General features: G+C 71.9%; 9 protein-coding genes and 1 riboswitch. Of the genes, 7 read left to right on the top strand and 2 right to left on the bottom strand.

What is annotated here, in order from left to right; genetic code table 11:
* The first annotated feature begins 10 nt into the window (after positions 1 to 10).
* From AB0M26_RS23895 to AB0M26_RS23870, 6 genes are all read left to right on the top strand, one after another.
* A complete protein-coding gene (locus AB0M26_RS23895; protein WP_365263859.1) occupies positions 11 to 466 on the top strand; it encodes an Lrp/AsnC family transcriptional regulator in 456 nt (151 codons plus the stop codon).
* A 304-nt stretch (positions 467 to 770) separates the two neighbouring features.
* Entirely contained in the window at positions 771 to 3,464 is a 2,694-nt protein-coding gene (locus AB0M26_RS23890; protein WP_365263858.1) for an ATP-binding protein, read from the top strand.
* The gene (locus tag AB0M26_RS23885; protein WP_365263857.1) at positions 3,439 to 3,870 is read left to right on the top strand and encodes a roadblock/LC7 domain-containing protein; all 432 of its coding nucleotides are present in this window, start codon (positions 3,439 to 3,441) and stop codon (positions 3,868 to 3,870) included. The genes AB0M26_RS23890 and AB0M26_RS23885 overlap by 26 nt, the downstream gene beginning before the upstream one ends.
* A gap of 461 nt (positions 3,871 to 4,331) precedes the next feature.
* On the top strand, positions 4,332 to 5,138 hold the full coding sequence (locus tag AB0M26_RS23880; RefSeq protein ID WP_365263856.1) for a carbon-nitrogen hydrolase family protein: 807 nt from the start codon (positions 4,332 to 4,334) through the stop codon (positions 5,136 to 5,138).
* A gap of 57 nt (positions 5,139 to 5,195) precedes the next feature.
* Positions 5,196 to 6,899, top strand: coding sequence for an NAD(P)/FAD-dependent oxidoreductase (locus AB0M26_RS23875; protein ID WP_365263855.1), 1,704 nt, complete (start codon positions 5,196 to 5,198; stop codon positions 6,897 to 6,899).
* A gap of 214 nt (positions 6,900 to 7,113) precedes the next feature.
* Positions 7,114 to 7,599, top strand: a complete 486-nt coding sequence (locus AB0M26_RS23870) for a phospholipase (RefSeq protein WP_365263854.1) — start codon at positions 7,114 to 7,116, stop codon at positions 7,597 to 7,599.
* A 12-nt stretch (positions 7,600 to 7,611) separates the two neighbouring features.
* Here the strand turns inward: AB0M26_RS23870 and AB0M26_RS23865 are convergent, their stop codons facing one another.
* Both AB0M26_RS23865 and AB0M26_RS23860 read right to left on the bottom strand, forming a co-directional pair.
* Positions 7,612 to 8,304, bottom strand: a complete 693-nt coding sequence (locus tag AB0M26_RS23865) for a DUF5995 family protein (RefSeq protein WP_365263853.1) — start codon at positions 8,302 to 8,304, stop codon at positions 7,612 to 7,614.
* 614 nt (positions 8,305 to 8,918) lie between these two features.
* The gene (locus AB0M26_RS23860; protein ID WP_365263852.1) at positions 8,919 to 10,190 is read right to left on the bottom strand and encodes an MFS transporter; all 1,272 of its coding nucleotides are present in this window, start codon (positions 10,188 to 10,190) and stop codon (positions 8,919 to 8,921) included.
* Positions 10,191 to 10,287: 97 nt separating this feature from the next.
* Here AB0M26_RS23860 and AB0M26_RS23855 point away from each other — a divergent pair, with 97 nt between their 5' ends.
* Positions 10,288 to 11,577 carry an ROK family transcriptional regulator gene (locus AB0M26_RS23855; protein ID WP_365263851.1) on the top strand — a complete coding sequence of 430 codons (1,290 nt, stop codon included), beginning with the start codon at positions 10,288 to 10,290 and terminating at the stop codon, positions 11,575 to 11,577.
* A 160-nt stretch (positions 11,578 to 11,737) separates the two neighbouring features.
* Positions 11,738 to 11,868: riboswitch (FMN riboswitch) on the top strand.
* Positions 11,869 to 11,874: the final 6 nt, after the last annotated feature.

Raw genomic sequence — 11,874 nt, 5'->3', positions numbered from 1 at the left:
CCCACCCGCAGTGCGACTGAACGATCTCGACGAACGCATCGTCCACGCCCTCGCCGCGGACGCCCGCCGCTCGTATGCGGACATCGGCGCCGAAGTCGGCCTGTCCGCGCCCGCGGTGAAGCGGCGTGTGGACCGGCTGAGGGCCGAGGGGGCGATCACCGGCTTCACCGTACGGGTCGATCCGGCCGCGCTGGGCTGGGAGACGGAAGGATTCATCGAGCTCTACTGCAGCCGCAACACCGTGCCCGAGGCCATCCACCGCGGACTCTCGCGCTACCCCGAGGTGGCGTCCGCGTCGACCGTGACCGGTGACGCGGACGCGATCGTCCAGGTCTTCGCCTCCGACATGCGCCACTTCGAGCAGGTGCTGGAGCGGATCGCGGGGGAGCCGTTCGTGGAGCGCACCAAGTCGGTGCTTGTCCTCTCGCCGCTGCTGCGGCGCTACAGCTCGGGCGCACCGGGCTGACGGGCCGCCTCGCCACCCGTGGACTCGCCGCCGCCACCAGCGGCTCCCCTCTGGTGGTCGGTCCCGCGGTCTCCCTGACGTCCGCCGCCGTGACCGCTGCGGCTCAGCGCGTGTCCCGCCGGGGGCGACATGATCCCGCGAGCCCGGCCCCCCATGGGACGAATCGGCCCAACTCCCCACCGCACGCCGCCTGATGAGCGACGAACGGAGTGATCTGCGTCATCCCTTTCTACTTTCAAGTAGCACAGGCCGCGCGGGCAGCTAGCGTGCAGGGACACTCTGTCCCTCTGCGCCCGGGGAGACCATGCGCAGGCGTCCTGGCCGTCCCACCATCCGTACCCGGATCGTCACCCTGACCCTGATCCCGATCGCCGCGCTGCTCGCTCTCTGGGCGGCGGCGATGGTCTCTTTGACCGGGGACGCGAGGGCACTGATGCGCCTTCAGGGGGTGTACGAGCACTTCGGTACGCCCGTGGACACCGCGGTCGGCCAGATCCAGACCGAACGGCGCCTGGCCGCCGCCTACGTAGCCTCACCCCGCGGTGTCGCGCGCACGGCCCTCGTCCGGCAGCACCGGGCGACGGACCTGGCCGTACGGGGCATGCGCGCCGCCGCGTCCGGCGAGGAGCGGCAGGACGAACTGACCGGTCGTCAGCGCGCCGCCCTCCGGGCGATGGTGGACGCAGCCGGCCGGCTGCCCTCGCTGCGCGACCAGGTGTTGACGCGCCGGATCTCCTGGAGCCGCGCGATCGATCGCTACTCGGCCCTCGTGGAGCCGACGTTCGCCGTTCGGTCCGCGCTGACCGCCCACCAGGCCGAGCAGTCGGCGCGGGAGGCGCAGACCGTCGTCGAACTCGTACGCGTGCGGGAGTTCGTATCGCGCGAGGACGCGCTCGTCGCGGGAGCCCGTGCCGCTGGATCGTTCGGTGCCGCGCAGTACCGGGCGCTGGTGGCCACGATCGAGGACCGGCGCGTGTTCCAGCGGACGTATGTGCCGGACCTGCCGGAGGATTCCCGCACGCTCTTCGAGGAGTTCCGGCACGGCCGGACGTACGAGCGCCTGGCCACGGGCGAGGACGCGCTGCTGGCGGCGGGGGCCCGTGGCGCGGGGAAGGCCGTGACCGCCGACTCCTGGCGCACCACCATGGAAGCGGCGGTCCGGCGCTACACGATGCTGTGCACCGAGGCCGCCGAGAACTCCGCCGAACACCGACACGCCTTCGCCACCGGCGAGTTGATCCGCACCGGTACCGTCGGCGGCCTGGGCCTCCTGGCCGTCGCCGGCTCCGTCCTGATCTCCGTGCGCGCGGGCCGCCGGATCTCGGCGAGGCTGGAGGACCTGCGCGACTCCGCCGACCTGGCCACACGTCAGCTTCCCGGCCTCATCAGGAAGTTGAGCCACGGGGGCGGCGTGGAACCGCCTGAAGTCGCGCCCCTTCCGGACGAGGGCTGCGCTGGGGCGCAGGACGAGATCGGACAGGTCTCCCGCGCGCTCGGTACCGCGCACCGGGCCGCGGTCGAGGCCGCCGTCGAGCAGGCCGGTCTGCGTCGTGGCGTGCACGCCGTCCTGCTCAACATCGCCCGCCGCAACCAGGCGCTGATCCACCGTCAGTTGAAGCTCGTGGACACCCTGGAGCGGCGGACCGCCGACCCTGACGTGCTCGAGGACCTGTTCCGCATCGACCACCTGACGACGCGGATGCGGCGCCATGCCGAGGGCCTGATCATCCTCTCCGGCTCCGCTCCCGGCCGCCGCCGGCGCAAGCCCGTTCCCGTGGTCGACGTCGTGGGCTCGGCGGTGGGGGAGATCGAGGAGTACGCGCGCGTCGACGTGCCCCCGATGCCCGCTGTGGGGGTCAAGGGCGAGGCCGTCGCCGACGTCGTGCATCTGATCGCCGAACTCGTCGAGAACGCCACGGTGTTCTCGCCGCCCCACACCCCGGTGACCATGCGGCTGGAGAGAAACCGGCGCGGCTGTGTGCTGCAGATCGACGACCGCGGCCTCGGCATGGACCCGGCCGCCCTGGACGAGGCCAACCGGACCCTCGCCCGGGAGGGCGACTTCGACCCCGCGCAGACCGAACGTCTCGGCCTGTACGTCGTAGGGCGCCTCGCCGGGCGGCACCGGATCGACGTGTCGTTGACCCGGTCCCCGTACGGGGGGACCACGGCCGTCGTCGTGCTGCCCGCCGCGATCCTGGAGGACCTGCCGGAGATCGCGATCATGAATGTGGAGGAGACCGCGGAGGCCGCCGCCACGGCGGACCCGGACAGTCCGACGTTCGCCGTCCCCGTCTCCGTCGCCGCGGGGCCGGTCGCCTCCGTGGCGCCCACGGGCGCCTTCGACGGCGCGGATGATTTCGACGGCCCGGAGGCTTTCGGCGGTTCGGATGCCTTCGACGGTCGGGACGTTTTCGACGGGCCGGGCGGCTCGGGCGGTCCGGGCGGTCTCGTCGGTCCGGGCGGTCCGGGCGGTCCCGTCGGTCCGGGCGGTCCGGGCGGTCCGGGCGACCCCGACGGACCCGCCGTGCTCCCGCGCCGCGTACGGCAGACCCATCTCGCGCCGCAGCTCCGCGCCGTCGGGCCGCCCGGGGCGGGCGCGGGGGGCCCGTCGTCCGGGGTTCCCGGCTCGTCGGCAGGAAGAACGTCCGGAAGAACGTCCGGAACAACGTCCGGAAGAACGTCCGGAACAACGTCCGGAAGAACGTCCGGAAGAACGTCCGGAACAACGTCCGGAGGTACGCCCGGAAGAACGCCCGGAAGAACTTCCGGAGGAATGTCCGGAAAAGGGAGACCGTCGCCCGCGGCGGAAGGCCATGAGCCGGACGGCGCGGGCCGCGAGGTTGCCCCGGAGCGGATGAGAGTGATCTTCGGGGCGTTCCAGCGAGGTGTGGAGCGTGGACGCGACAGCGAGCCCGGGGAGCAGCAGGGCACCTCGGCATCCCGATCGAACACGACCGAGGGGGCGGACGATGACACGCGACGACCGGGGCACTGATCGGCGGGACGGCGAACTCGGCTGGCTGCTGGACGACTTGGTCGCCCGCACCGAGCATGTACGGCAGGCCGTGCTGTTGTCCGCGGACGGCCTCGCCACCAGCGCATCGGAGGGGATGCGCGGTGAGGACATCGACCATCTCGCCGCGGTCGGTTCCGGGTTCCACAGTCTCGCCAAGGGGCTGGCGGATCGTTTCGCTGCCGGTGGGGTGCGGCAGACGATGATCATGCTCGACGATGCGTACCTCTTCGTCACCCCGGCCGGCCAGGGAAGCCGTCTGGCCGTCCTGGCCGGAGCCGAGACGGACACGGGACAGCTCGGCTACGAGATGGCGCTGCTCGTCAAGCGCGTCGGGCGGCACCTGTCAGCACCGCCGCGCGGGGGGTCCAAGGCCGCGAGGCGTTGACGCGTCCGGACGCCCGGGCCCCCGCGCGCTCGCCGTTCGCCGGCGACGTGGACGGGCCGCTCACCCGGCGTCCGGGCCGTGCTCGGCGATCTCGTCGATGCCGGGCTCGTATGCGTCGGGGGCCCTCGGGGGCCCTCGGGGCCCTCCGCCCGCCGGCGGGCGTCCCGACCCCTCGCTGCTGCGCGATGTCCTGAGACGTCTTCGCGACCTCTGACCTGCTCGGTAGGTGTGGTGGGCGGGCGCGTGCTCCGCATACCGCGCCCGGACAACGATTCGCCGAGATGCCCGGAAAGCGCGCAACACATCGCTCGCCGATGCGCAACGGACGCGCCTTGTCCACCCGTACGCGCGGAACGTACCGTCGTGACGTCTCCCCGAGCACGCCCGCAGGCCGCCCTGCGCACCGCTGCTCACCCCTGCCCACCCGCAGTCCAGCCCTGCACACACCGCGAAGAGGTCCCATGACGCCGTTGCGCACCGCGCTGCTCCAAGGCCCCGGCGGCGTCCCGTGCTCCAGCGAGGACAGTCTCGCCGCACTCGACGCCGCCGCAGGCCGTGCCGCCCGCGCCGGCGCCCGGCTGCTGGTCACGTCCGAGCTGTATCTGACCGGCTACGCCGTCGGCGACGCGCTGCCCGGGCTCGCCGAGCCCGCCGACGGGCCCGCTGCCCGCCGCGTCGCGGAGATCGCCGCGGCACACGGCCTGGCCATCGCCTATGGCTATCCCGAGCGCGACGGTGGGGCCCTCCACAACTCCGTCCAGTTGGTCAGCCCCGGCGGCGACCGTCTCGCGAACTACCGCAAGACGCATCTCTTCGGTGCGTTCGAGACGGCCTGGTTCACGCCCGGCGACGAGCCCGTGGTCCAGGCGGAACTCGACGGCGTCCGGCTCGGCCTGCTGATCTGCTACGACGTCGAATTCCCGGAGACCGTACGGGCTCACGCCCTGGCGGGCACCGAGCTGCTGCTGGTCCCGACCGCCCTCATGCGCCCGTACGAAATCGTGGCGCACACCCTCCTCCCGGCCCGCGCCTGGGAGAGCCAGCTCTTCATCGCGTACGCCAACCGCTGCGGCCCGGAAGGCGACTTCGACTTCGCCGGGCTGAGCTGTCTCGCCGCGCCGGACGGGAACGCCCGCGCCCGCGCCGGGGCGGGCGAGGACCTGATCCACGCCGATGTGGACCCCGGTCTCCTCAAGGTGTCCCGCGCCGAGAACACCTACCTCGGTGACCGCAGGCCCGGGCTCTACGGCTCACTCGTCCGCGACTGAGCCTCGCGCCCGCTCACCCCGTACCGCCCCGCATACCCGCCAGGAAAGACCACGCCCATGACGTCCGTGCCCACCGCAGTCCACGACGAACAGCACGCCGAGGCGCAGGAGCAGCCGCCGATCACCATGTTCGGCCCGGACTTCCCGTATGCCTACGACGACTACCTCGCCCACCCGGCCGGTCTCGGGTCCGTCCCGGCCGCGCGGCACGGCACCGAGGTCGCGGTAATAGGCGGCGGCCTGTCCGGCATCGTCGCAGCGTACGAGCTGATGAAGATGGGCCTCAAACCGGTCGTCCACGAGGCCGACCGGATCGGCGGCCGGTTGCGTACGGTCGGCTTCGAGGGCTGCGACGCCGAACTGACCGCGGAAATGGGCGCGATGCGCTTCCCGCCCTCCTCGACCGCCTTCCGGCACTACGTCGACCTGGTCGGCCTGGAGACGCGGCCCTTCCCCAACCCGCTGGCCCCGGACACCCCGTCCACCGTCGTCGACCTCAAGGGCGAGACCCACTACGCCCGTACGGTCGAGGACCTTCCCGAGGTCTACACCCAGGTCATGAACGCCTGGAACGCCTGCCTGGAGGAGGGCGCCGACTTCTCCGCCATGCAGCATGCGCTGCGCGAGCGCGATGTGCGCAAGGTCCGCGAGATCTGGTCCCGGCTGGTGGAGAAGCTGGACAACCAGACCTTCTACGGCTTCCTCTGCGACTCCGCTGCCTTCTCCTCCTTCCGGCACCGTGAGATCTTCGGCCAGGTCGGCTTCGGCACCGGAGGCTGGGACACCGACTTCCCCAACTCCATTCTGGAGATCCTCCGGGTCGTCTACACCGGCGCTGACGATGACCACCGCGGCATCGTCGGCGGCAGCCAGCAACTCCCTCTCCGCCTCTGGGAGCGCGAGCCGCGCAAGCTCGTGCACTGGCCGTACGGAACGTCGCTGTCCGCGCTGCACGGCGGTCACCCGCGCCCTGCCGTGACCCGGCTGCACCGCACCGCGGGCAACCGCATCACGGTCACGGACGCGGGCGGGGACATCCGGACGTACGAGGCGGCGATCTTCACCGCGCAGAGCTGGATGCTGCTCAGCAAGATCGACTGTGACGATTCGCTGTTCCCCATCGACCACTGGACGGCGATGGAGCGCACCCACTACATGGAGTCGTCCAAGCTCTTCGTTCCCGTCGACCGGCCCTTCTGGCTGGACAAGGACGAGGACACCGGTCGGGACGTGATGAGCATGACGCTCACCGACCGGATGACCCGCGGCACCTACCTCCTGGACAACGGGCCCGATGAACCCGCCGTCATCTGCCTCTCGTACACGTGGTGCGACGACAGCCTCAAGTGGCTGCCGCTGAACGCCAACGAGCGGATGGAGGTCATGCTCAAGTCGCTGTCGGAGATCTATCCGAAGGTCGACATCCGCAAGCACATCATCGGCAACCCGGTGACCGTGTCATGGGAGAACGAGCCGTACTTCATGGGCGCGTTCAAGGCGAACCTGCCGGGCCACTACCGCTACCAGCGGCGTCTGTTCACCCACTTCATGCAGGACCGGCTGCCCGAGGACAAGCGAGGCATCTTCCTCGCGGGCGACGACATCTCGTGGACCGCGGGGTGGGCCGAGGGCGCGGTGCAGACGGCGCTGAACGCGGTGTGGGGCGTCATGCATCACTTCGGCGGCGCCACGGATGCGACGAACCCGGGGCCGGGCGACGCGTACGAGTCGATCGCGCCGGTGGAGCTCCCGGAGGACTGACCGGGTGTCACGCCCCGGCGTGACGGCGGAGATGCGGGCCGGCGACGTGCGAGCAGCACGGCACCGGCCCGCGTTCATGTCCCGACACCCGCCCTGTACAGGATTTCATGGGGAATTGAGGTGCTTGAGGTGTGAAAGGGCCGTTGAGTTGTCAATTATTTTGTCATGAACCTGCGGCCCTACGGGCGGGTCGCAGCCCACTGGAGGTGTTGGGATGCACCGCAGACGCTCCACCGGCCTCGCCGCAATTGGCCTCGCCCTCCTCTCCGCCGTCGTCACCGCTTCGTCCGCTGCCGCCGCCCCTGCCGCACCGCCGGACAAGCCCCAAGTCCTGGCGAGCTGGACCCGGACCAGCGTCGCCGGCTACAACGCCTGGGCCGCCGCGCGCGCCGACCAGTCCGCCTGGACCGCGTACGCCTTCGACTGGTCCACCGACTACTGCTCCTCGTCCCCCGACAACCCGTTCGGCTTCCCCTTCCGGATGTCCTGCGCCAGGCACGACTTCGGTTACCGCAACTACAAGGCGATGGGCGCCTTCGAGGCCAACAAGGCGCGCGTCGACAGCGCCTTCTACGAGGACCTCAAGCGCGTGTGCAACCGCTACAGCGGGGCGACCAGAACCGCTTGCAACAGCACGGCGTGGACCTATTACCAGGCCGTCAAGATTTTCGGCCGCCAGAACCCCGCCCTGGTGGGGTGACCGGCCGGACGATCAGCCCAGGGGGGTGAGCAGAAAGCGCCCGACGAGACCGACCCCCTCGTCGAGCCGCTCCGCGAACTCCCCGTACAGACCGTCCGTATGCCGCAGCCCCCACAGCACGCGGGACGCCGCCCACGCGGCGTCCCGCGCCCTGTCCAGACTCCATGATCCGGCGAGGTGGGTCAGCGGATCGGCGACGTCGAGCAGGTCCGGGCCCGGCATCAGGTCCTCACGGATGCGCTCCTCGAGTGCGGCGAGCACATCGCCCACGCGCTCGAAGTCCGTCTCCAGCGCGGCGGGTCGGCAGGCCAGACTCGCGCAGGTGTCCACCACCGCCAGTGCCAGATCGTGCCCGACGTGCGCGTTGATCCCGGCGAGGGCGAACTGCACCGGGCTCACCCCGGGGTGACGGCGCTGCTGGAACAGCGGACGCCAGCAGGCCGGGGGCCGCTCCCCGGCCGCGGCGGCATCCACGGCCCGCAGATAGCGGTCGGCGAAGCGCGCCGCGAGGGCGGAGGCGGACGAGGGGTTCCGGAAGAAGCCCGCGGCGCCTCGCAAGGTGATCTCGTCGGTGACGGCCAGATAGACCCGGTTGAAGATCGCGACCCCGTCGTGGGCGGGCAACCCGGCGTCGAGCGCGCGCATGCGCTCCGCCGCACGGTGCAGATCCGCCGCCACCGTGCACGGCTGCCGAGTCGTCGTCATGTGCCCAGGGTGGCAGGGCACTTCGCCGGAGAGCGGCTGCACCGGCACGGATGACCGGAACGGCGTAACGGGCCGCGGGGGCGGCGGTGGAGGGCCGTCGGATCGTGGGGGTGCGCACGTCTCTGGCACAGCGCTCATGCGGCGCCTACCGTGGACTCATGGGAAGCGTCGAGGACCACAAGGGCTGGAGTTCCGCCAAGTTCTCCTGTCGCGTGTGCAAGAGTCCGGTCCCGGCGGTGGCGAGGAAGCGTCGCAAGGTGTTCGGTGCGTATGTCCCGGTATGGGAACCAGGTCCGTGCGAGAACCCGGAGTGCCCGCTGCTCGCGGGTGCGGCGTCGGCGTCGGCGACTGAACGGACGTCGGCATCGGCCCCGGCCCCCGCGGAATCGCCGGAGTCCTCCGGTGCGGAGTCCGCGGACCGGGCCGAGGACGGTCCGGGTGGCGGCTCCGAGAAGACCGAACCGGGCCAGGGGCCCATGGGGAGTCCGGGTCGGTCCGCTTAGGGAAAGCCGAGTCGGTCCCGTTGGTGAAAGCCGGTCGGTCCGGTTGGCGAAACCGGGTAGGTCGCGTTAGTAACCCGGTCGGTCCGTCTTGGGAGCCCGGGTTGGTCCGGTTCAGGAATCCCGGCCCATGCCGCTTCCCTGTGAGCTGTTCGCCCCCGCACGGTCCACGTCCTGCCGCGCCACCGCATGCGAACCCCGCCCAGCGGACCGCAGGACGCCCGCGCCCACCACGAGCCCGAACGCCAGCACCGTGACCAGGCCGAACGACACCGTCAGCGACGTGACATCAGCGATCGAGCCCATGGCGGACGGTGCGATGAGGCCCGAGGTGTACGTGATGGTGGCGACACCCGCGATCGACTGGCTCGGCGCCGGACCGCTGCGCCCCGCGGCGGCGAACGCCAGTGGCACCACGACCGCCACGCCCAGGCCGATGAGCGCGAACCCGCCCATGGCCATGACGGGATGGACCGCCGCGACGACCAGGGCACCGCCCGCCGTCGCGAACACCCCGCCCGCGCGCACCGTCCGTACCGGTCCGAACCGTTCCACCGCGGCGTCGCCCGCCAGCCGCGCCGCCGCCATCGTGCAGGCGAAGGCCGTGGTGGACCCCGCGGCGAGCCCGGCCGACGTACCGAGTGCGTCGCGCATATAGACCGCCGACCAGTCCAGGCTCGCGCCCTCGGCGAAGACCGCGCAGAAGCCGACCGCGCCGATGATCAGGGCGGACTTGGGCGGCAGGGCGAAGTGCGGCGGCGGATGCTCCTCCGGATCGCTGCGCAGATCGAGGACGCCCTGGCAGGCGGCCACGCCGATGGCGGTGAGGACGGCCGCCGCGAGCGCCAGATGCGTACGGGCATCCAGGTTCGCGTGGGCTGCGACGGTCCCGGCCGCGGAACCGGCGAGAGCACCGGCGCTCCACATGCCGTGCAGCCCGGACATGATCGACCGGCCGAGGCGCTCCTCGGTCTCGACACCGAGCGCGTTCATCGCAACGTCCGACATCCCCGAGGTGACACCGAAGACGAAGAGAGCCGCACAGAGGGAGGGGAAACCGGTGGCCAGCGCGGGCAGCGCGAGGGCGGCGGTCCACAGCGCGATCAGCCCGCGCAGGGCGGCCCGGGCGCCGAAGCGGTGGCTGATCCGGCCGGCGAGCGGCATGGCGACGGAGGCGCCGATCGCGGGGAAGGCGAGCGCGAGGCCGAGCTGCCCCGCACTGATCCCGGCGTGGTCCTGTATCCAGGGGATCCGGGTGGCGAAGCTCCCGGTGACGGCGCCGTGGACGGCGAAGACCGTCGCCACCGCGATACGGGCCCGGCGCAGCCGTTGTCCGGGTATCACCTCCCGGTGTGCCGGTGCGCCCATGGCCCCGCTGCTGTCCATACAGCCAGTCCTCCCCGAAGCGCCCCGGCCACGTCAAACCCGTAAACTATCAGGAACCCTGCCTGATAGATAGGCGCCGATCTGAGAGGATCCGGGTGTGACACCGACACGCGTTCACCCGGCAGGCCGTACCGCATCGCCCAGTACCGCCCGGGCCATCAACGACCGGCTCGCGCTGCGCCTGCTCCAGACGGAAGGCCCGCTGACCGCCGGTCAGCTCAAGACGCTCACGGGTCTGTCCCGGCCGACCGTCGCCGACCTCGTCGAGCGGCTGCAGGGCGCGGGCCTGATCTCCGTGGTGGGCGAGGCCGGCGCCGAACGCCGCGGCCCGAACGCGCGGTTGTACGGAATCGTGGCCGACCGCGCCCATCTGGCAGGTGTCGATGTCCGCCGGCACGGGGTCACTGTCTCGGTCGCCGATCTGCTCGGCCGCCCGCTGGCCGAGGCGTCACTGCCGGTCGACCCCGGAGCGGACGGCACGCGCGCCGTCGGAAGCGCGGTCGCGCTCCTGGAACGTACGGCTGCGCGGGCCGGAACCAGCGCGCTCCACACGATCGGCGTCGGCGCGCCCGGTCTCGTCGACCCCGCCAGCGGCGCCCTCGGGCCCACCGGCCAACTGCCCACCTGGCACGGCGAACTCGTCGCGGAACTACGCCGGAAGCTGGAGGTCCCCGTCCTGCTGGAGAACGAGGTCAACCTCGCCGCCGTCGCGGAACAGCGCGACGGCGCGGCCCACGACCGCGACACCTTCGTCCTGCTGTGGCTGGGCCACGGAGTCGGCGCGGCCGTGGTGCTCGACGGCCGCCTGCGGCGCGGCGCCTCGGGCGGCACGGGCGAGATCGGCTTCCTGCCGGTGCCCGGCACCTCCGGCCCGCCCTCGGCGACGGGCTGCGGCGGCGGCTTCCACGCCCTGGCCGCGAGCCATGCGGTCTGCGCGCTTGCGCGTGAGTACGGCCTCAGCGGATGGGCGGACACCGCCGCCGCGAGCCGAACACGGGGGGCCGCGGGAGCGGATGCGGTACGGGGACGTGAGCCGAGTGCGCTGCCGGCGGCGGACGACGCGACGGATGCGGAGTCGGCGATCCGGTGTGCACTCGGCTCGGGGGAGCGGGGCGAGGCGTTCCTCGACGCGGTGGCCGACCGGATCGCCATGGGCGCCGCGGCGGTGACGGCAGTCCTGGACCCGGGCTGCATCGTGCTCGGCGGCGAAACGGGGCATGCGGGCGGAGCCGCCCTGGCCGGTCGCGTGGCCGACCGTCTGCTGCGGCTGTCCCCGCTCCCGACGGAGATCCGTCCGGCCACGGCGGGCGGCACGGCGGTCCTCCGCGGCGCGGTGCTCACCGCAATGGACGCGGCACAGGAAACGCTCTTCACCCCGAACGCGTAGACACCGCGACCGCGGTTCATCCGCCGGCGTTGCCGCGGCCCGGTGCGTCCGCCGACGTTGCCGCGGGTGACCTCCGGACTGCGTGCTGTGAGGCAAGCCACAGAGATCGGCTGCATGGTCCTATCGCTGCCGTGGCAGACTGGACCCGTACCAGTGACGCAAGCGCACTCCGGGGTCGGTGAAAGTCCGAACCGGCGGTTACAGTCCGCGACCCGTCCGCATCCAGCGGCCGGTTGACCAGGTGAAATTCCTGGACCGACGGTGAAAGTCCGGATGGGAGGCAGTGCGCGGCGGAGC

The organism is Streptomyces sp. NPDC051776 (assembly GCF_040681345.1).
Lineage (GTDB): Bacteria > Actinomycetota > Actinomycetes > Streptomycetales > Streptomycetaceae > Streptomyces.
The sequence above is the reverse complement of the archived record's forward strand: the minus strand, read 5'-3'. Positions and strand labels throughout refer to the sequence as shown.

What these genes read in the sequence shown, in the direction of transcription:
- AB0M26_RS23870 (WP_365263854.1), top strand. Translation starts at nt 7,114, where the DNA reads ATGCACCGCAGACGCTCCACCGGCCTCGCCGCAATTGGCCTCGCCCTC.
- AB0M26_RS23860 (WP_365263852.1), bottom strand. Translation starts at nt 10,190, where the DNA reads ATGGACAGCAGCGGGGCCATGGGCGCACCGGCACACCGGGAGGTGATA.
- AB0M26_RS23865 (WP_365263853.1), bottom strand. Translation starts at nt 8,304, where the DNA reads ATGACGACGACTCGGCAGCCGTGCACGGTGGCGGCGGATCTGCACCGT.
- AB0M26_RS23890 (WP_365263858.1), top strand. Translation starts at nt 771, where the DNA reads ATGCGCAGGCGTCCTGGCCGTCCCACCATCCGTACCCGGATCGTCACC.
- AB0M26_RS23880 (WP_365263856.1), top strand. Translation starts at nt 4,332, where the DNA reads ATGACGCCGTTGCGCACCGCGCTGCTCCAAGGCCCCGGCGGCGTCCCG.
- AB0M26_RS23885 (WP_365263857.1), top strand. Translation starts at nt 3,439, where the DNA reads ATGACACGCGACGACCGGGGCACTGATCGGCGGGACGGCGAACTCGGC.
- AB0M26_RS23875 (WP_365263855.1), top strand. Translation starts at nt 5,196, where the DNA reads ATGACGTCCGTGCCCACCGCAGTCCACGACGAACAGCACGCCGAGGCG.